The 19,609-nt window shown below is 69.2% G+C and carries 19 protein-coding genes; 7 read left to right on the forward strand and 12 right to left on the reverse strand.

All coding sequences use genetic code 11. The features are described 5' to 3' along the window. Window positions 1-23 precede the first annotated feature (23 nt). From LT974_RS12610 to LT974_RS12625, 4 genes are all read right to left on the reverse strand, one after another. The gene (locus tag LT974_RS12610) at window positions 24-350 is read right to left on the reverse strand and encodes a DUF7126 family protein (RefSeq protein ID WP_232587989.1); all 327 of its coding nucleotides are present in this window, start codon (window positions 348-350) and stop codon (window positions 24-26) included. Then, window positions 347-1,264, reverse strand: coding sequence for a glutamine-hydrolyzing GMP synthase (gene guaA, locus LT974_RS12615; RefSeq protein WP_232587990.1), 918 nt, complete (start codon window positions 1,262-1,264; stop codon window positions 347-349). Before guaA ends, LT974_RS12610 begins: the two co-directional genes overlap by 4 nt. Continuing rightward, window positions 1,264-2,904 (reverse strand): CTP synthase, encoded by a 1,641-nt coding sequence (locus LT974_RS12620; RefSeq protein ID WP_232587991.1) that lies wholly within the window; start codon window positions 2,902-2,904, stop codon window positions 1,264-1,266. Before LT974_RS12620 ends, guaA begins: the two co-directional genes overlap by 1 nt. Before the next feature lie 264 nt (window positions 2,905-3,168). Beyond that, on the reverse strand, window positions 3,169-3,771 hold the full coding sequence (locus LT974_RS12625) for an alpha/beta hydrolase (protein ID WP_232587992.1): 603 nt from the start codon (window positions 3,769-3,771) through the stop codon (window positions 3,169-3,171). A 322-nt stretch (window positions 3,772-4,093) separates the two neighbouring features. Between LT974_RS12625 and LT974_RS12630 the strand changes: the two genes are divergently transcribed. From LT974_RS12630 to LT974_RS12645, 4 genes are all read left to right on the forward strand, one after another. Beyond that, window positions 4,094-4,879, forward strand: a complete 786-nt coding sequence (locus tag LT974_RS12630) for a PspA/IM30 family protein (protein WP_232587993.1) — start codon at window positions 4,094-4,096, stop codon at window positions 4,877-4,879. A 69-nt stretch (window positions 4,880-4,948) separates the two neighbouring features. After that, on the forward strand, window positions 4,949-5,974 hold the full coding sequence (locus tag LT974_RS12635; protein ID WP_232587994.1) for a hypothetical protein: 1,026 nt from the start codon (window positions 4,949-4,951) through the stop codon (window positions 5,972-5,974). A 47-nt stretch (window positions 5,975-6,021) separates the two neighbouring features. Next, the gene (locus LT974_RS12640) at window positions 6,022-6,453 is read left to right on the forward strand and encodes a universal stress protein (RefSeq protein ID WP_232587995.1); all 432 of its coding nucleotides are present in this window, start codon (window positions 6,022-6,024) and stop codon (window positions 6,451-6,453) included. Window positions 6,454-6,505: 52 nt separating this feature from the next. Further along, window positions 6,506-7,735: a chloride channel protein gene (locus LT974_RS12645; protein ID WP_232587996.1), complete on the forward strand. Its 1,230-nt coding sequence runs from the start codon at window positions 6,506-6,508 to the stop codon at window positions 7,733-7,735. A 21-nt stretch (window positions 7,736-7,756) separates the two neighbouring features. Here LT974_RS12645 and thrS read toward each other — a convergent pair whose 3' ends face one another. From thrS to LT974_RS12675, 6 genes are all read right to left on the reverse strand, one after another. Further along, window positions 7,757-9,679 (reverse strand): threonine--tRNA ligase, encoded by a 1,923-nt coding sequence (thrS, locus tag LT974_RS12650; protein WP_232587997.1) that lies wholly within the window; start codon window positions 9,677-9,679, stop codon window positions 7,757-7,759. An 88-nt stretch (window positions 9,680-9,767) separates the two neighbouring features. Next, a complete protein-coding gene (locus LT974_RS12655; protein WP_232587998.1) occupies window positions 9,768-10,802 on the reverse strand; it encodes a dipeptide epimerase in 1,035 nt (344 codons plus the stop codon). Beyond that, window positions 10,799-11,812: a DUF1611 domain-containing protein gene (locus LT974_RS12660; protein ID WP_232587999.1), complete on the reverse strand. Its 1,014-nt coding sequence runs from the start codon at window positions 11,810-11,812 to the stop codon at window positions 10,799-10,801. The genes LT974_RS12655 and LT974_RS12660 overlap by 4 nt, the downstream gene beginning before the upstream one ends. Window positions 11,813-11,887: 75 nt before the next feature. Next, complete coding sequence (locus LT974_RS12665) at window positions 11,888-12,790, reverse strand: Vms1/Ankzf1 family peptidyl-tRNA hydrolase (protein WP_232588000.1); 903 nt, start codon at window positions 12,788-12,790, stop codon at window positions 11,888-11,890. Window positions 12,791-13,576: 786 nt separating this feature from the next. Then, window positions 13,577-14,911 carry an FAD-dependent oxidoreductase gene (locus tag LT974_RS12670; RefSeq protein WP_232588001.1) on the reverse strand — a complete coding sequence of 445 codons (1,335 nt, stop codon included), beginning with the start codon at window positions 14,909-14,911 and terminating at the stop codon, window positions 13,577-13,579. A gap of 260 nt (window positions 14,912-15,171) precedes the next feature. After that, window positions 15,172-15,510: a DUF5802 family protein gene (locus tag LT974_RS12675; protein WP_232588002.1), complete on the reverse strand. Its 339-nt coding sequence runs from the start codon at window positions 15,508-15,510 to the stop codon at window positions 15,172-15,174. Window positions 15,511-15,626: 116 nt separating this feature from the next. On the opposite strand from LT974_RS12675, the gene LT974_RS12680 reads away from it, so the two are divergent. The 3 genes from LT974_RS12680 to LT974_RS12690 are packed head-to-tail and all read left to right on the forward strand — an operon-like array spanning window position 15,627 to window position 18,516. Beyond that, window positions 15,627-16,277 carry an ArsR/SmtB family transcription factor gene (locus LT974_RS12680; protein WP_232588003.1) on the forward strand — a complete coding sequence of 217 codons (651 nt, stop codon included), beginning with the start codon at window positions 15,627-15,629 and terminating at the stop codon, window positions 16,275-16,277. 47 nt (window positions 16,278-16,324) lie between these two features. Continuing rightward, a complete protein-coding gene (gatD, locus tag LT974_RS12685; RefSeq protein ID WP_232588004.1) occupies window positions 16,325-17,596 on the forward strand; it encodes a Glu-tRNA(Gln) amidotransferase subunit GatD in 1,272 nt (423 codons plus the stop codon). Next, window positions 17,593-18,516 carry a GNAT family N-acetyltransferase gene (locus LT974_RS12690; RefSeq protein ID WP_232588005.1) on the forward strand — a complete coding sequence of 308 codons (924 nt, stop codon included), beginning with the start codon at window positions 17,593-17,595 and terminating at the stop codon, window positions 18,514-18,516. The genes gatD and LT974_RS12690 overlap by 4 nt, the downstream gene beginning before the upstream one ends. A 30-nt stretch (window positions 18,517-18,546) precedes the next feature. Here the strand turns inward: LT974_RS12690 and LT974_RS12695 are convergent, their stop codons facing one another. Then, window positions 18,547-19,302 (reverse strand): glycerophosphodiester phosphodiesterase, encoded by a 756-nt coding sequence (locus tag LT974_RS12695; RefSeq protein WP_232588006.1) that lies wholly within the window; start codon window positions 19,300-19,302, stop codon window positions 18,547-18,549. Then, the gene (locus LT974_RS12700) at window positions 19,302-19,574 is read right to left on the reverse strand and encodes a ubiquitin-like small modifier protein 1 (protein WP_232588007.1); all 273 of its coding nucleotides are present in this window, start codon (window positions 19,572-19,574) and stop codon (window positions 19,302-19,304) included. The genes LT974_RS12695 and LT974_RS12700 overlap by 1 nt, the downstream gene beginning before the upstream one ends. Window positions 19,575-19,609: the final 35 nt, after the last annotated feature.

Consider the following 19,609-nt stretch of genomic DNA (forward strand, 5'->3'; position numbering starts at 1 on the left):
CAGAACGGAGACGGCGGAAGTCCTTATCTGTCGGGTTCGACGAGTTCCTCGGCGACCGTCTCGGAGCCCAGCAGCGCGGGGTCGACGGCGAGGTCGAGGACGCCCTTCACGAACTCGGGCATCGAGTCGGGCGTGTACGCGACGGTTTTCAGGCCCTCGTTCTGCTCGCGGGCGACCGGGATGGCAGTGGCTTCGGCCGCGTCCGTGATGACGAGCAGGTCGGCGTCCGCGACGCCGGCATCTTCGAGGCGCTGGCCGGACGCGACGTCCTCGATGCTGGTGACTTCCACGCCCTCGTTCCGGAGGGCGTCGACGATGCCGCGGTCGGGGCCGACGACGATAGCCTTCATTCGTACTCGATGGTCGCAGGTGGTTTGTGCGTGACGTCGTAGACGACGCGGGAGACGTTGTCGATGGTGCCGGCGATGCGGGACTGGAGGCGCTGGAGGGTCTCCCACTCCAGTTCCTGGGCGCGCGCGGTCATCCCGTCTCTCGATTCGACGGAGCGGACGGCGACGACGTAGCCGTGAACGCGGTTGTCGCCTTTCACGCCCGTCGCCTTCCCGAGGACGGCGGCGAACGCCTGCCACGGGTCGTACTCCTCCAGTTCCTCCTCGACGACTGCGGTCGCCTCGCGGCAGACCGCGACCTTCTCGGGGGTGACTTCGCCGAGCACGCGCACCGCGAGCCCGGGGCCGGGGAACGGCATGCGCTCGCTGATGATCTCTTCGAGGTCGAGGTGGCGGGCGACCTCCCGGACCTCGTCCTTGTAGAGGTCACGCATCGGCTCGACGATGCCCTCGAAGCCGACGCGCTCGGGGAGCCCGCCGACGTTGTGGTGGCTCTTGATGGTGCCCTCGCTCTCGATGCGGTCGGGGTAGATGGTGCCCTGCACGAGGTAGTCGGCGTCGACTTCCTCGGCGACCGTCTCGAACTCCCGGATGAACTGCTCGCCGATGACGTGGCGCTTCTCCTCGGGGTCCGTGACGCCCGCCAGTTCGTCGAAGAAGCGGTCCTGCGCTTCGACGATGCGGAGGCTGTCCATGTAGTCGAAGACTTCCCGAATCTCGTCGGTCTCGCCCTTCCGCATCAGGCCGGTGTCGACGTAGACGGGGACGAGCTGGTCGCCGACCGCCTCGTACGCCAGCGCGGCGGCGGTAGAGGAGTCGACGCCGCCGGAGAGCGCGATGATGGCGGTGCTGTCGCCGAGCTTCTCCTGAATCTCTGCTTTGGCGTCCACGACGAACTCCTCGACGTTCACCATCAGTTCACCACCTCCGCTTCCGTCTCGGTAGCCTCGAGGACGGCGTCCAGCAGCCCGACGAACGGCGGGCTCGCGCGCGTCGGCCGCGACCGGAACTCGGGGTGGAACTGCGTCCCGAAGAAGAACGGGTGGTCGCCGTACTCCAGAATCTCCATGCGGTTGCCGGCCTCCCCGGAGAACGTCAGGCCGTTCTCGGTGAGGTCGTCGATGTAGTCGGGGTTGACCTCGTATCGGTGGCGGTGGCGCTCCGTGCAGGAGGTGTCGCCGTACAGTTCGTGGGCGAGCGTCCCCGGCTCGATTTGGGTGTCGTGGGCGCCCAGGCGCATCGTCCCGCCGAGGTCTTCGAGGTCGTACTGCTCGGGCAGCAGGTCGATGACCGGGTGGGGCGTCTCCTCGTTGATCTCCGAGGAGTGGGCGTCCGCCATCCCGAGGACGTTGCGCGCGTACTCCACGACGGCGAGCTGGAAGCCCAGACAGAGCCCGAGGAAGGGGACGTCGTGTTCGCGGGCGTACTGAATCGCGCGAATCTTCCCCTCAGTGCCGCGGGAGCCGAAGCCGCCGGGGACGACGACGCCGTCGGCCTCTTGGAGGCGCTGTTCGTGGTCGTCGTTCATCTTCTCGGAGTCCACCCAGAGGACGTTCACGTCCACGCCGCGTTCGAGGCCGGCGTGCTTGAGCGCCTCGTGGATGCTCATGTACGCGTCTTCGAGGGCGTACTTCCCGACGAGCGCGATGTCGACTTCGCCCGTGCGCTCGCGGGTGACGAGGTCGCGCCACTCCGTCGAGCGCTCGGCCTTCGGGAGGGCGTCGTCGGCGATGTCGAACTCCTCCATCACGTACTCGTCGAGGCCCTCCTCCTCGACGACGAGGGGGACGTGGTAGACGTCCTCGACGTCCGGGTTCGAGAAGACGGCGTCGGTGGGAACGTCGCAGAACAGCGCGATTTTCTCCTTGACGTCGGGGTCGAGTTCGTCCTCACAGCGCCCCACGAGGACGTCCGGCTGGAGACCAATCGACCGGAGTTCCTTCACGGAGTGCTGGGTTGGCTTCGTCTTCTGCTCGCCCGTCTGGGAGTACGGCACGAGCGTGACGTGCGTGAACAGGATGTCCTCGTCGTCCTCCTCGTGGCTGAACTGGCGCAGCGCCTCGAGGAACGGCATTCCCTCGATGTCGCCCACGGTGCCGCCGACTTCGACGATGCAGACGTCGGAGCCCTCGGCGGCCTCGCGGACGCGCCGCTTGATGTCGTCGGTGACGTGGGGGATAATCTGGACGGTCTTCCCGAGGTAGTCGCCGGCGCGCTCGCGCTCGATGACGTGCTGGTAGACTTTCCCCGTGGTGACGTTGTGGTCGGAGGTCATGTCCACGTCGAGGAACCGCTCGTAGTTCCCGAGGTCGAGGTCGACCTCCCCGCCGTCCTTGAGCACGTACACCTCGCCGTGCTGGTAGGGGTTCATCGTCCCCGCGTCCACGTTGAGGTAGGGGTCGATTTTGACGGCCGTGACGTCGAATCCGGCGTTCGAGAGGAGGCGGCCCAGACTGGCGGCAGTGATGCCTTTCCCCAGCCCGGACATCACCCCGCCAGTAACGAACACGAACTTGCTTCCCAGTGTCGGGTCGTACCCGGTCTCCGTCGGCATACTGACTGTGCGGCGGGCGCGGCAAAAACGGTTTCGGGACGGGCGTCGTTCGCCAGCCGCTGGCACGCGACCTACCGTGAGGAGATGCCAAGGACGCCGGGTGCGCCGGCTCTGAAGACAAAGCGGCCGGGGACTCGGTTCGCCGCGAGATGACGGCGACGCGGACGACGTACGGGGTCAGCAACACCCACCGCGTGAACTGCGTCCCGCGACTCGTCATGCGCGCAGCGTGGACGCAGCGCCTGATAGCGGTTGTGTCGATGCCTAGCAGGCGTCCGCGAGGAACGGGCCGACCGCCTCCGCGACGTGGTGGGTGCGCCCGACGAAGAAGTGGTCGGCGTCTAGTTCCACGACCTCGCAGTCGAGGTTGCGGGCCGCCGCCACGACCGGCTCCCAGTCCGCGGTCGTGTCGCGGGTCGCGTAGACGACTTGCAGCGGCGCAGTCACGTCAGTGAGCGCGTCCGCGGCGTTCAGCCCGGCTTCGAGTTCGGCGGTCGGCGCGAGCAGCGACACCGCGCACAACTCGACGTCGACGCTCGCGGCAGCGAGCGCGGCGACGCTCCCGCCGAAACTGAACCCGAACAGCCCCACGTGCTCGTAGCGCTCGCTCGTCCACCGGACGGCGTTCCGGGCGTCCTCGCGCTCCCCGAGTCCCTCGTCCCAGTCGCCGTAGTCGAAGCGCAGCGACGCGACGCCGCGTTCGACGAGGAACTCCGCGACGGCGACGAGGCGGTCGTCGCCGCGGTGCCCGCGGTGCTGCGGGTGGGGCGGACACATGACGACGCACGCCGATGCCTCCCCTTCTGGCGAGTCGAGGGTCGCTTCCACGTCCCGCGCGCCCGGCACCAGCACGGTCTCCTGTTGCATGCGCGGTAGTTTGCGGGCTGGCGTCGTGTAGCCTGCGATCACGCGGCTCTTGTCCGGCCACGTGGCTCGCGGGTCACTACGTTCCCCGCTCGCTCTAACGTGGTCTCCCTGCGGTCGACCACGCGGCTCTTGTCCGGCCACGTGGCTCGCGGGTCACTACGTTCCCCGCTCGCTCTAACGTGGTCTCCCTGCGGTCGACCACGCGGCTCTTGTCCGGCCACGTGGCTCGCGGGTCACTACGTTCCCCGCTCGCTCTAACGTGGTCTCCCTGCGGTCGACCACGCCGGTGAAGACTATACGTCCAGAGCCCAAAGTCGTGTGTATGGGTATCGTGTCACGCCTCTCGTACGCGGTCCGGTCGAAACTGAACGCGCTCGTCAGTTCCGCCGAAGACCCGACGGAGACGCTGGACTACTCCTACCAGCGGCTGCGCGACGAACTGCGGGACGTCGAGAAGGGACTGGCGGACCTCACCGCCCAGAAGAAGCGCCTGGAGGTCCAGCGCGAGCGCCTCCAGCGGAACGCCGAGAAGCACGACGAGCAGGCCCGCGAGGCGGTCCGGCAGGACCGCGACGACCTCGCGCGGCGCGCGCTGGAGAAGAAACAACAGAAGCGCGACCAGGTCAACGAAATCGACGGCCAGATCGCGGACCTCGAAGAGACCCAGCGCGACCTCGAAGAGAAAAAGGAGGAACTGGAGGCGCGCGTCGAGGAGTTCCGCACGAAGAAGGAGACGATGAAGGCGCGCCACGAGGCCGCGCAGGCCCAGACGCGCGTCTCGGAGGCCGTCACGGGCGTCGGCGACGAGGCGACCGAGGTGACGCGCGCCATCGAGCGCGCGAAAGACCAGACCGAGGAGATGGAAGCGCGCGCCGCCGCGATGGACGAGCTCGACGAACGCGGCGTCCTCGACAGCCCGCTGGGCGACGACCGCGACCGCATCGACCGCGAACTCGACGCCGAGCGCGAGGACCGCGAGGTCGAAGCGGAACTGGACGAACTGCGCGCGGAGGTCCGCGGCGAGGAGGCCGTCGAGAGTGCCGCGGACGGCGACGAGGACGTGGAAGCGGAACTGGAAACCATCCGCGAGGAAGAGGAGGAGGTGTAGCTGGACTGACCGCCGCGGCGAGCGGGTCGTGGCGACTACCGTTTTCCGTGCGTGCGTCGAAGGCCGGGTATGGCCGACAGCGACGAGAGCAAACCGAGCGACCAGCTGCGCGAGCGCGTCCCGCGCAGCAGCCGGTGGGTCTGGGTCGTGTTGGACGCCGACCGGCGGGCGGTCGCGGCCGGCGTGCTCGCGGTGCTGTTCTGCTCGCTGGTCGCCGCCGGCACGCTGTTGCCGACGCCCGCCTACGAGCTGCTGACCGACGGCGACCCCCACGAGACGCTGTTCGACGCGCTCGTCGCGGCGACGATTACGGGCGTGACGCTCGTGCTCACGCTGAGCCAGCTCGTGCTCTCCCAGGAACTCGGCGCGGCGGGCGACCAGCGCGAGCGCATGGAGGGCGCGCTGTCGTTCCGCGAGGACGCCGCCGACGCCGCCGGGATGGACATCGCGCCCGCGGAGCCGTCGGCGTTCCTCCGCGGGCTCGTGGAGGCGACCCGCGAACAGGCGAACGCGCTCGGCGACGCCGCGCCCGACGGCGAAGCGGGCGAGGCGGTCGACGCCTACGTGGACAACCTCACGGAGAACGCGCGCGTGGTGGCGAACCAGCTCGACGGCGCCCAGTTCGGGGAGTTCGACGTGGTGTGGGCGGCGCTGAACTACAACTATTCGTGGAAGCTGTACGCGGGCGAACGCCTCCGCGCCGAACACGGCGACGCACTCGACGAGGACGCCGACGCGGCACTCGACGACCTCCTGGGGACGCTGGCGCTGTTCGGGCCGGCCCGCGAGCACTTCAAGACGCTGTACTTCCAGTGGGAGCTGTCGGACCTCTCGCGGACGCTGCTGTACGCCGCCGTCCCCGCGCTCGCGGTCGCCATCGCGTCGCTGCTGTTCCTCGACCCGGCGGCGTACCCCGGAAGCACGTTCGGCGTCAACCACGCGCTGCTCGTCGTGAGTGCGGCCGTAACCGTCACCGTGCTGCCGTTCGCGCTGCTGCTGTCGTACATCCTGCGCATCGTCACCGTCACGAAGCGCACGCTCTCCATCGGCCCGTTCGTGCTCCGGGAGACCGAGCGCAGCGGGAACGTCGACTGACGCCAGCGCACCCGACACTTACGTGCCCGTCTGTGCTATTTCGACGCATGTACGACGCGGTCCTCGTGCCGACGGACGGCAGCGACGCCGCCTCCGCGGGCGTCACGCACGGCCTCGACCTCGCCGCGGAGTTCGACGCGGTCGTCCACGCGCTCTACGTCGTGCCCGAGTCAGAACGCGCGAGCATCGTCGGCAGTTCGAGCAACCCCGGGGAGTCGAGCATCGCTGCGGCCGCCGAACGCGCCGTCGAAACCGTCGCCGCGGCCGCCGACGACCGCGGCCTCGACGCCGAAACCGAGATTCGGAGCGGGACGCCACACCGCGAGATTCTCGACCACGCCGACGAGGCGGCCGTCGACCTCGTCGTGATGGCGACGCACGGCCGTACGGGCGTCAGCAGGCTGCTCTCCGGGAGCGTCACCGAGCGCGTCGTCCGGAACGCCGACCGCCCCGTGCTCGTCGCGCGCCGGACGCCCTGACGGGAGCGCCGAACCGTAAGCCACGTCCCCGTCACGGGAGTCAGTGCGGCGTATGGACCAGCGTCGGTTCTCGAAACTGCTGGCGTGCGCCGCCGTGCTCGGCGTCACGGTCGGCCTCGTCGCCACGGGGTTCCGGGTGGCGTGGCTGGCCGCCAAGCACGCGCTCTGGCACACCTTCGAGGCGACCTACTGGCGCATCCCGGTCAGCGTGGCGGCCGGCGTCCTCATCGGCACCATCCTCTACAAGACGTACTACCCGGGCGCGCTCGCCGCACTCGTCCGCCAGTTCCACGACGAAGGCAGCGTCCCGCTCGCGGAGAACGTCCCCACCGTCCCGGTCGGCTTCATCGGGCTCATCGCGGGGCAGAACGCCGGCCCGGAGGGCGTGATGAGCGTCGTCGGCGGGAGCTTCGGCACGCAGGCCGCGGAGACGTTCGGGATGCCGAACGCCGAGAAACTCCTCACGCTCGCGGGCATGGGAGCGGGGTTCGGCGCCATCCTCGGCGCACCCATCGGCGGCGCGCTGCTGTGGCTGGAACTCCCCCACGAGCGCGGCCTCGAGTACTACGAGGCCATCATCCCGACGTTCGTCGCGAGCTTCGCGGGCTACCTCACGGAGGCGGCGCTCGGCGGCTTCCACCTGTTCCCGACGTGGCACGTCTCCGCCGTCGCGCCCATCTCGGGCGGCCAGTTGGTCGCCGCAGCCGCCGTCGCCGTCGTCACCATCCCGTTCGGCGCGCTCTACACGACCATCTTCGACACCGTGGGACGGCTGTTCAACCGGTGGTCGCCCGCCATCTACGTCCGGACGACCGTCGCCGGCCTCGGCATCGGCCTGCTCGGGTACGCGCTCCCCCTGACGTACTTCTACGGCGGCAGCAAGATGAATCAGCTCGTGGGCACCGACCTCGGGCTCGGGGTGCTGGTCGCGACGCTGCTCGGGACGATGGTCGCGGCCGCGTTCACCATCAACGGCAACTGGATTGGCGGGCTCATCGTCCCACACATGTTCATGGGTGCGGTGCTCGGGCTCGCGGCGTCGATGGTCGTCCCCGCGCTCCCGCCGATACTCTCGATGCTCGCGGGCATGGCCGCGTTCAACGCCGTCGTCACGGGGACGCCGCTGTCGTCGGCGCTCATCGCCATCGCGCTGACCGACGGCGCGAGCATCACGCCCGTCTTCCTCGCGGCGCTGGTCGGGTTCGTCGGCAGCCCGCTCGTCGGCTTCCTCCAGACCGCGGCGCCGCGCCGCGAACCGCCGAATTTCCACGTCGGCGACTGACCGCGAAAAACGAGTAGCGGGCTACTCCGCGAAGTCCGGTTCCGTGTGCTTCTCCGCGACCTCGCTGTCGAGGTGGTCGAGGAACGCGTCGAGGTCGACGTCGTTGCGCTCGCGCTCCTGGCGGTCGCGCACCGAGACCGTCCCTGCTTCTTCCTCGTCGTCGCCGAGGACGAGCATGTACGGGACGTTGTCGTCGTGGGCCTGCTGGATTTTCCGGCCGACCGTCCAGTCGCGGTCCTCGACTTCCACGCGGTAGCCCTCCAGTTCGTTCTTCACGCGGTGGGCGTAGCCGAGGTTGTCGTCCGTCACGGGGAGGATGCGGACCTGCTCGGGCGCGAGCCACGTCGGGAAGCGGCCGTTGTAGTGCTCGATGAGCACCATGAAGAACCGCTCGTAGCTCCCGTAGAGCGCGCGGTGAATCATCACCGGCTGGTGGGCTTCGTTGTCCGAGCCCGTGTACTCGAGGTCGAAGCGCTCGGGCATGTTGAAGTCCAGTTGGACGGTCGGGCCGTCCCACGTGCGCCCGAGCGCGTCCTCGAACGCGAAGTCGACCTTCGGCCCGTAGAACGCGCCGTCGCCGGGTTCGAGGTCGTAGTCGACGTTCTGCTGGTCGAGCACGTCGCGGAGCTGGCTCTCGGACTGCTCCCAGATTTCGTCGCTGCCGACGGACTTCTCGGGGCGGGTCGCGAGCGCGACCTCGTAGTCGAGGTCGAACGTGTCCAGGACCTCGAAGATGAGGTCCATGATGCGGCGGACCTCCTCCTCGATCTGGTCGGCGCGCGCGAACACGTGGCCGTCGTCGATGGTGAACGCCCACACCCGACTGAGCCCGGAGAGCTCGCCGCGCTGCTCGCGGCGGTACACCTTCCCGTCCTCGAAGTACCGGACCGGGAGGTCGCGGTAGCTCCACGAGGACTGGTCGAAGATGGTGGCGTGGCCCGGGCAGTTCATCGGCTTCAGGCCGTACTCCTCGTCGTCGACGTCCATGAGGAACATGTCGTCGACGTAGTTGTCGTAGTGGCCGGATTTCTTCCAGAGTTCCGTGCGGAAGAGGTGCGGCGTCTCGACCTCGTCGTAGCCCATGTCGCGGTTCAGGCCGTGAACGTAGTCCGAGAGTTCGCGCAGGACCGTCTTCCCATTAGGGTGGTACAGCGGGAGGCCGGGGCCGGTAACGTCCGGAATCGAGAAGAGGTCCATCTCGGAGCCGAGCTTGCGGTGGTCGCGCTCCTTGGCTTCCTCGCGTCGCTGGAGGTACGCCTCCAGCCCGTCCTCGGTGGGGAACGCCGTGCCGTACACCCGCGTCAGCGTCTCGCGCTCCTCGTCGCCGCGCCAGTACGCCGCGGAGGTCTCCAAGACCTCGAAGCCGCCGATTTCGCCCGTCGAGTCGACGTGCGGACCCTGGCAGAGGTCCTCGAAGCCGTCCTGTTCGTAGAAACTCACGGGGTCCTCGCCGGCCGCCTCGGTTTCGAGAATCTCGCGCTTGAACGGGTTGTCCTCGTACTTTTCGAAGGCCTCCTCGCGGTCGTACTCGACGCGCTCGACGTCGTAGTCGGCCTCGATGATGTCCTCGGCTTCTTCCTGAATCTCGTCGAGGTCGTCGGCGTCGAGTTCGACGTCCGCGATGTCGTAGTAGAACCCCTCGTCGGTGTACGGCCCGATGGTGAGTTTCGCGTCGGGGTGGTGGCGGACGAGGGCCTGCGCGAGCACGTGCGCGGCGGTGTGCCGGAGGACGTCGAGGTAGTCGTCGGAGCCCTCGGTGACGATTTCGATTTCGCGGTCCTCCGCAATCGGCTCCTCCTTCGCGACGAGTTCGCCGTCCAGCTTCCCGGCGACTGTGTCACGGCCGAGGCCGGGCCCGATTTCGTACGCTACGTCCTCGACCGTCGCCCCGGCTTCGACGTCCAGCGTGGCGCCGTCCGGGAGCGTCACAGTAACGGTGCTCATTCTGTCCGTTAGTTCGCCCGGAGGCACCCATAAGCCTGTTGAGACGGTGCGAGTGCGTGCCGAACCACCAGAAGCGTCGAGTCGCGCGTCAGACCTCTCGCGCGCCCGTCCCCGCCCGGTCGACGTCCTGCAAGTCGATGTGGCCGGCGGGCATCGGAACGCCGTCGAAGTCGTCCTCGGCGAGCAGCAGTGAGCCGTCGAGGTCCGCGTAGTCCAGGAGCGGCGCGAGGTGGCAGGCCGCCGCGATGCTGGCGTTGGACTCGATCATGCACCCGCACATGACTTCGAGGCCGTGCGCGCGGGCGGTGTGAATCAGGCGTTTGGCCTCGCGCAGCCCGCCCGTCTTCATCAGTTTCAGGTTCGCGATGTCACAGCGGTCCGCGATGGCCGGGATGTCGCTGGCGACGACGCAGGACTCGTCGGCGGCAATCGGGAGCGGCGAGCGCTCGTAGACGTACTTCAGGCCCTCACGGTTCTCTGCGGGCACGGGCTGCTCGACGAACTCCACGCCGTAGTCGGCGAGCCACTCGATGTTGCGGACGGCTTCCTTGGGCGTCCACGCTTCGTTGGCGTCGACGCGGATGGTGGCGTCGGGCGCGGTCTCCCGGACCGCCGAGAGGAGTGCTTCGTCGCGGCTCGTGCCGAGTTTCACCTTCAGCGTTCCGTAGCCCGCCTCGACCGCCTCGGCGGTCTTCCGGCGCATCGTCTCCTCGTCGTCGATGCCGACGGTGAAGGAGGTGTCGAGCGTGTTCGCGGCGTCCAGCCCCCAGTAGCGATAGAGGGGCAAACCCGCGCGCTTCGTGGCGAGGTCGTGGCAGGCGATACTGACCGCGCTGCGCGCCGCGGGGTTGTCCTCGACAACCCCGCGCAGCCCGGTCTCGATGCGCGCGAGGTCGTGCGGGTCGTCGACGCGCTCGACGACGGCCAGGAGCTCGGGCAGGACGGCTTCGACGGTCGCCGCCGTCTCCCCGTAGTGCGCGGAGGGCGCGGCACCGCCGACGCCGACGTTGCCCTCGTCGTCCTCGACGCGCACGACGACGTTCGCGGCAGTGTCCTGCGTGCCGCGCGCGATGGTGAAGGGGTGTTCGAGCGGGAACTCGGAGCGCTCGAACGCCGCCTTCACCGAATCACCTCGATGACCGAGTCGGGCCCGAACCGCACGGGGTCGTCGGCGGGCGCACCGATAGCCTCGGAGAAGTCCGCGACTGCGCCGCGGGCGGCCGTGTCGGTCTCGACGCTGCGCGTGTTCAGCATCCCACCGATTACGTCCGCGTCGGTGACGGGTTCGACGAACTCCTCGTAGCGCTCCACGAACGACTCGACGGGCGGGAGGGCCTGGTCGTAGCCGTGAATGGAGTCGCGGCCGTGCTCGTGGCAGAGCACGAGGTGGTCGGGCATCGAGCCGTGGACGATGCTCGCGGTGACCCCGGAGTACGCGGGGTGGACGATGCTCGCCTGCCCCTCCACGAAGACGTAGTCGTGGTCCGCGCCCGCCTCCAAGACCATGCGCTCGACCGCGCCCGCGGCGAAGTCCGAGACCACGCGGTCGACCGGAATGCCCTCGCCCTCGATGAGGATACCGGTCTGCCCGGTCGCGACGAACGCCGCGTCCATCCCCTGCTCGCGGGCGGTCTCGTAGAGCTCGCGGGTGGCGGTCATCTTCCCGACCGAGCAGTCCGTGCCCACGGTCGCGACGACCGTGGCGTCGACGCTGTCCGCGACGCCGTCCGCGACGCCCAAGTCGGCGGGCGGCTTCCGCACGTCCCAGAGTTCACAGCCGTACTCGGCGGCGAGATCCTCGAACTCCTCGTCGTCGCTGAGGAAGTAGTGGAGGCCCGAGTAGACGTCGCAGCCGCGTTCGAGGGCGTTGCGGACGTCCGGCCGCCACGACTGGTCGAACGCGCCGCCGATGGGCGAGATGCCGACGACGAGCGCGTCCACGTCGTCGGGCACGTCGCTCATCGACGCGACCACGGGCGCGTCCTGTACGTCCGGCAGGTGGTCGTTGACTCGGGTGCCGTCGTTGTCCCGGTCGAGCACCGCGACGACGTCGTAGTCGGCGTACCGGAGGACGCCCACCGCGGTCTTCGCGCGGCCGGGGAACTTCTCGTGCGCGAGGAGTGCGACTTTCATACGACGATGGAGGCCACCCGCCGTCTTAAACCTGAAGCCGAGGGCAACCCAGGCACCGTCAGGTCGACCGACAGGTCACAAAAGCGATAGCTGCACCGTCCAGAACGTGTCGTGGGCGTCGTCGAGCGCGGCTTCCGGCTTCCCGGTGGCGTCCACGGCGGCGGTGGCGTCGGCGTCGAACTCGTCCAGCAGGGTGCCCTCGCCGACGACGAACACGTGCTCGGCTTCGATGCCGTCGAGCGCGCGCTGGCACTTCTGGAGGTGTTCGGTAATCTGGCTCTCGCGGCGGCGCTCGAAGCGGTCCTGCGAGAACCCGCCCTTCGAGTGCTTGCCCTTCACGTCGCTCTCGAACCCCTCGAAGTGAACGCGCTCGGGCTGCGGCCCCTCGCCCATCTCGGCTTCGTAGACACCCAACGCGAACAGGTCCGCGCGCACGACGGCGAGCGCGTACCGCCCGGTCGGCGCGAGCCACTCGCGGTCGACCTGCACGGTCGAATCCCACGTCTCGAACGCCTCCGGCGGGTTCGGGGGGCGGAGCGCCGCGGAAAGCAACCCTTCGCGGTCACGGACGACGAGGCAGGGCGCGGCGCGCTCGACGAGCGGCGCGCGGTCGCCGAACGCCTCCCGCACGTCCTCGGGCGGGTCGTCTGGCACGTACGCCGTGAGCACGCCCTCCTCGGTGCTCTCGATGCTGTCGAGGAGCGCGACGACTCGCTCGCGGCGCTCCCCGCGGAGGTCCCGACGCCCTCTGAACTCGGGGCCGCCGTCCTCGCCGCGCAGCCGCTCGACGCGGTCCTCCAACTCGATAATCCTGTCCTCAAGTTCGTTGACGCGCTGCTCGGCCGCCTGTTTGTCACGGACGGCCTCGCTGCGGCGCTCGCCCTCCGCGTCCAGTTGCGCCTCTAGGGAGTCCTTCTCGGCTTCCAGGTCCTCGATGCGCTCCTTGAGTGCCGCGCGCCCGAGGAGTCTGTCCAGCATGGGCGAATGGCGACAGCCCGGCCGCTTAGGCGTTTCCCACCTACGGTCGGAGTGTTCGGACGGGCAGACGAAACTGGCTTGATGTGCTCGCCGATACACCCGGTAGGCCTGGTGGTCGCCGGGAGAGCAACGCTCTCCCGAGGCCTCGGAAATCGGAGATTTCCGGCGGATTGAAAGCGCGAGGCGCGCGTGGCGGCGAAGCCGCCACGTTTTGCAGCGGTTGGCGAAGCCGACCGCCCACTCGGCGAACCCCGGCGTTCGGAAGACGCTATGCGTCTTCCGCAGTCGACCGAGAGACGCCGACGGCGTCTCTCGGGATGACGAGAGGACTTCGTCCTCTCGAACCACCCATCAGAAACGCATAGCGTTTCTGAGGACGACGCAAGCACGAGAGCGAGCAACGCGAGCGAACGTGCGCAGCGAGCCGCGGGAGTGTCGTGAGTGCAACGAACGAGACCACGGAAGACGAGCACTGCGAGTCTCCCGACGGTCGAGACAGCCGAGGGCTTTCAGCTGTTCCCCCACAACTCTGCTGCTGGGAACTACTTATCTGACACTACCTTACGGCCGGGCAGTATTCAGACGGGCAGACGAAACTGCGGAGACGACTCGGCCTTGTGAAAGCCCTCGGCGCGCTCGCGGTCGTTCGCTCGCTGCGCTCCTCGTCACTCGCGACGCTCGTTCCTGTGGTGCTTACGTCGCGAAGCGACCACGCAAGCGCGAGCGCGCCTCGCCCTTTCAATCCGCCAGGAACCGGCTGGCCCGCCGGCTAAAGCTATCGTCGTCCTATGGCCGAAGCACACGAACCGCTACTCCGGGGCGCAGCAGCGCGGTCGGCGGAACCTCCATGCTGAGCACGCGGCCGTACGTGGAAGACACCTCGCCGTCCTCGTGCGCGGTGTCGACCACGCGGGAGGCGTAGCGGTCGAACAGGCGCGTCGGGAGCGAGCGCGAGCCCTCCGTGTCGTCGAACGCGAGGTCCGCGGTCGTGGCGAGCAGCCACGCGACGTCGACGACGTCGCTGGCGCTGTCGAAGAAGCGGCGTGGGAGGTCGTCGGTGCCGTCGGCGAGCGCGTGGCCGAGCAGGACGGCTTCGAGGCACGCGACGGACATCCCCTGCCCGTAGACGGGGTTGAAGCTCGCGACGGCGTCGCCGAGCACGACGAGGCCGTCAGGAAACTCGTCGAGGGCCTCGTAGCGCCGCCGGCGGTTCGACGGGAACGGGTAGTGCGCGATGTCGCCGACGACCGGTCGCGTCTCGAGAAGCTCCGCAAAGTCGTCGATAGGGAGCGTGCGCGCGAACTCGCGGAGCGCGTCGATGTCCGTCGGCGGGTCGTCGCCGTGGACGCCCTGGAGCATGACGAGCCAGCGGTCGCCCTCCACGGGAAACACGCCGCCACCGCGAGGCTGCTGGGGCGACGGTGGCACGAAGTACGCGCGCCGGTCGTCGGGCGGGCGCTCGACGACGGCGGTGGTGTACGCCACGTCCACGGTGAGTTCGTCGACCGGCGGCGCGTCGTAGCCGTGGGCTTCGAGCCACGACGGCGTCGAACTCGTGCGGCCCGTAGCGTCCACTACGAGGTCTGCTCGAAGTGATTCTGTACCGTCGCCCTCACGGATTTCGACGCCCGCCACGTCGTTCGTGCCGTCCGCGAGGTAGTCCACGAACTGCGTCTCGCCGCGGAACGTGATGCCGTCGCGGGCGGCGAGTCGCTGGCGAATCGCGTGCTCGAACAGCGGCCGGCTCGCCGAGTACAGGACTTTCGGCTGCGGCCCCGTGGCGAGCACGCCGCCCTGCTGGTAATACGTGAGGTCGGTCGTCCAGTCGAGCATCAGCCCGCCGGACTCGACGAGCATCTCGCCGTAGCCCGGGAAGAGGTCTTCGAGGGTCGCGCGCCCGGCTTCGAGGAGGACGTGGGGCTGGCGGGACTGCGGGACGCCGCGGCGCGCGCTGGCATCGTCGGGCAGCGGGTCGCGGTCGAGGACGGTCACGCGGTCGAACGCGTCGTCGAGCACACGCGCCGCGACCATGCCGGCGACGCTCGCGCCGACGACGACCGCGTGGTCGCCGACGGCGGGAATCGCGTCGGGGTCGTAGCGTGGGACGGACGCCAGCGTCACTGGTCGAGTGGTGCGTGGCGCGAGTGTTAAACGTTCCCTGTTGGCCTCAACGCTTTTGCGTTTTGTGAGGAAAGGTAACGCATAGCAATAGCACTCACGGACTGGGTCGGCGTCGACGACGCCTCGCCCGCCGAGCGGCTGGTCGTCGAGTCCGTCGTCGCGCCCGGCCCGCGGGTGTCGGCGGGCCCGGTCTCGGTGCGGGAGCTCGTGGAGCCGCACGTCCCGACGGCCGAACTCGCGTGGGAGAACGAGGAGTGAGCTTAGACCGCGCCCATGTCGAACAGGCGCGCGGCGTGGTCGCGTTTCGCGAGCAGGACTGCCTCCAGCGACGGTGGGTTCTCGACGGCTACGGTTTCGAGGACGTCCTCGGGGACGGCGAGCGTGCGCTCGGGCACGTCGTCCTCGCCGTGGACCGAGAAGTGTGCGGGGCCGATTTTCATCACGAGCGGGAGGTCTGTCCGGGAGATGCCCTCGTCGTCGGCGTAGAGCTGCTCGTTGACCCGTTCGTGGTGCCGGCTGTTGATGGCGGCGCGGTCGCCGCGCGCCGGTTCGACGTACAACCGTCCGAGGTAGTAACCGCTGGAGAACGCCTCGAACATGTATGCTAACGTTTGGCACGGGAACACATAAGCGCTCCGGCGGCCCCCGAAGTCGTCGCGCAATCCCACCGAGAGCAGACACCCTTATCCGGGCTCGCCGCTAACTCAGGGTGAAGATGGACTCGGGGGCACTGCTCGACATACTCGGCAACGAGAACCGGCGACGCATCCTCCGGCTGCTCGCGCGAAAACCCTGTTACGTCACGGAAATCTCGGAGTACCTCGGGGTCAGCCCGAAGGCGGTCATCGACCACCTCCGCCGGCTGGAGGACGCCGGCCTCGTCGAATCGGAGGTTGACGACCAGCGCCGCAAGTACTTCCACATCGCCGAGAACCTCCGGCTGGAGGTGCGGCTGTCGCCGTTCGACTTCGGCGCGAAGTCCGCCTACCCCGCGAGCGCGGACCTCGACCTGACGCGGTGCCAGCACGTCTCTATTCGCATCCGCCAGGACCGCAACGACGACGTCGCGGACCTCGCGGGGAAGCTCCAGGAGCTCAAGGACCTCGAACGCGAGCTGTCGCTGGCCCAGCGCTGGGTACAGGGCCGGCTCGCGGACGTCCAAGACCAACTCGGGGAAGCCGTCGGCGACGGGAGCGAACGCCTCTACGCGGACGTGCTCGCGGCGCTGGCGTCCGGCGAGCGCTCCGCGAGCGCGGTCGCCGCCGCCCTCGACGCCCCCGAGCCGCTCGTGGAGGGCGTCCTCGAAACGCTGCGCGAGCAGGACGTCGTCGAGCGCGCGGACGGCGAGTGGCGCATCGCCGAGTAGCACGCGAGTAGCAACCTTTTCGTCGGCGCGCCCGGAACCGTCTCGACATGAACCAAGGGGACCGCGTGCGCGTCGACCGCGACGGCACGACCCACGAGGGCGTGCTGTTGCCGTCGGCCGAACCCGACCACCTCGTCGTGAAACTCGACTCCGGCTACAACGTCGGCATCGAGCGCGACGCGGCCGACGTCGAAGTACTGGAGCGAGACGTCTACGACGTCGAGAGCGAATCCGAGGAGGAGGCCGCCTCCGAGGTCGAGTTCGACGACGACCTACCGACGATTGCGCTCATCTCCACGGGCGGCACCATCGCCTCCACCGTGGACTACCGCACGGGCGCCGTCACCGCGCAGTTCGACGCCGAGGACGTGCTGCGGGCGGTGCCGGACCTCGCGGGCCGCGCGAACTACCGCGGCCGCGTCGTGGCGAACATCCTCTCGGAGAACATGGAGCCGCCCATCTGGCAGGAGCTCGCCGACGCCGTCCGCGAGGAAATCGAGGCGGGTGCGGACGGCGTCGTCGTGATGCACGGCACGGACACCATGCAGTACTCCGCGAGCGCGCTCTCGTTCATGCTCGACACGCCCGTCCCCATCGTCTTCACGGGCAGCCAGCGCTCCGCGGACCGCCCGTCCTCGGACAACGTGATGAACGCGGTCTGCGCGGTGGAGGCCGCGAAGGCCGACGCCGCCGAAGTGATGGTCTGCATGCACGCCTCGGAGAGCGACGACCGGTGCGCGCTCCACCGCGGCACGCGCGTCCGGAAGAACCACACGAGCCGCCGGGACGCCTTCGAGACCGTCGGCGCGGAGCCGCTCGGCTACGTCGACTACGACGAGGCCAGCGAGGACGCGACCGCCGAATCCCGCGGCGTCCAATTCACGAAGGAGTACGCCGAACGCGGCGAAACCGACCTCGACAGCAGCCCCGACCTCGACTCGGACGTAGAACTCGTGAAGTTCACGCCTGGGATGGACGACGCCTTCTTCGACCTCTGCGAGGGCAAGTCCGGCGTGATTATCGAGGGGACGGGCCTCGGCCACGTGCACACGGACTTCATCGACCGCATCGAGGAACTCGTCGAGGACGGCACGACGGTCGTGATGACCAGCCAGTGTCTGGACGGCCGGGTCTGCGACCGCGTCTACGACACGGGCCGGGACCTCCTCGACGCCGGCGTCGTCGAGGGCGAAGACATGCTCCCCGGCACCGCGAAGGTGAAGCTGATGTGGGCACTGGCGAACACCGAGAGCGTCGCGGAGACGATGCGGACGCCGCTCGCGGGCGAAATTACGGACCGCTCGGTCCCGTGGGAATGACCGGAGACGTCGAGATTCGGCCCGCTGAGCTCGCGGACTACGACGACGTGGTGGCGTTCGCCAGTGACACGTGGGCCGACCGCCGTGAGGACGGCGACTACATCCCGCAGGTCTTCGAGGACTGGGTGGCCAGCGACGGCCCGCGCCAGCGAACGCTCGTCACGGACACCGGCGACGACGTCGCCGCAATCGCCCAGTTCGTCCTGCTCTCCGAGCACGAGGCGTGGGCGCAGGGGATGCGCACGAACCCCGAGTACCGCGGCCGGGGCGTCGGCTCGACACTCGTCCACGAAGGCTTCGACTGGGCGCGCAAGCAGGGCGCGACGGTCGCGCGCAACATGGTGTTCTCGTGGAACGTGATGGGGCTCGGGCACTCGCGCGCCACCGGCTTCGAACCCGCGACGGAGTTCCGCTGGGTCCACCCCGAACCCGACGCCGACGCCACCCCGAACCACGAACGCACGGCGGACGCGCACGCCGCGTGGCAGTTCTGGCAGGACAGCGTGGCCCGCGACCACCTCCGGGGGCTGACGCTCCACCCCGAGGAGTCGTGGGCGCTCTCGGAACTCACGCGCGACCGCCTTGCCGCGGCCGCCGACCGCGACGCCCTCCAGGTCGTGCAGGACGACGGGGGTACGCGAGGGTTCGCGTCCCGCTCGCGTACCTACGAACGCGAGGAGGACGGAGAAGCGCAGACGTACGCGGAGTACGGCGTCGCGGCATGGGCCGACCAATCTGCCTGTGACTCGCTGCTCGACGCGATTGCGGCGGACGCCGCGAGCGTCGACGCGGACCGCACGCGCGTGCTGATTCCCGAGACCGCGGCGGCGGTCAGCGACGTCGCGGTCACGCGCACCGAGATCGACGACGAGCCGGACTTCGTGCTGGCCGCCGACCTCACCGCCGACTACCGGGCGTAAGCGGCGACGGCAGAACGTTCTTCCGCGAGTTCAGGCGAGCCGCGCCGGGTCGCCGGCGTAGTCGACGATGCCAGGGTAGTCAGCGATGACGCCGTCCACACCCGCATCGCTGCACGTGACGGCGTCCTGCCAGTCCGTGACGGTCCACGCGTTGACGGTGCGGCCGTCGCGGTGCGCGTGCTCGACGAAGTCGGCGCTGAGGCCGTCGACGGGCGCGTGGAGCGCGCGGCAGTCGAACTCGCTGGCGCGCGTGAGCCCGCGGTCGGTGTCGAGACACAGCGCCGCCCGCGGCGTGTCCGGCAGCACTTCGGTGGCGGCTTCGAGCGCGCCGTCGAAGAAGGAGGAGAGCACGACCGGCGCGTCGCAGTCCGCGAGAGCGTCCGCGACGGATTCGACGAACGGCCGCCAGGTCGCCGCGTCCGGCCCGGAGAGGCCGAGGCGGGCGTCCTCGCTGCCGGGATTCTTCAGTTCGACGTGGAACTCCACGCCAGCAGGCACGAGGTCCGCGACGTCGGCCAGCGTCGGCACGGGTTCGCCACTATCGAGCACGTCCGCTGCTGCGAGCGTCTCGGGGTTGGCGTCCCAGACGAAGCCCTCGGCGTCGGTGACGCCGCGCGAGTCGCCGTCGCCGTCGAGGCGCTGGTCGTGGAAGACGACCGGCGTACCGTCGGCTACGGGCTGAACGTCCACTTCGATGCCGTCCGCGCGTTCGCGGGCCGCGCGGACCGCCGCCGCGGTGTTCTCGGGCGCGACGCCGGCGAATCCGCGGTGGGCGATGGTGAACATCAGCCGCCGCTCACCGGCGGGAACAGCGCGAGCTCGTCGTCCGGGTCGAGTTCCGTGTCGAGGCCGTCCGCGTGGGCGACGTTCTCGCCGTTGCGCAGGACGTTGATGTGCTCGCGAATGTCGCCGTCGTCGGTCAGCACGCGGTCCCGGAGCGCGGGGCGGTCGGCGAGCAGGGCGTCGAGGGCGTCCCCGACCGTCTCCGCCGACTCGTCGACGGTGATTCGGCGGTCGCCGCCGACCTCCGCGAGGTCCGCGAACAGCTTCCACTCCATGCACGACCCTCGGCGGCGGCGACGCATAGGTGCTA

Origin of the sequence: Halobacterium noricense (assembly GCF_021233435.1) — an archaeon.
GTDB lineage: Archaea > Halobacteriota > Halobacteria > Halobacteriales > Halobacteriaceae > Halobacterium > Halobacterium noricense.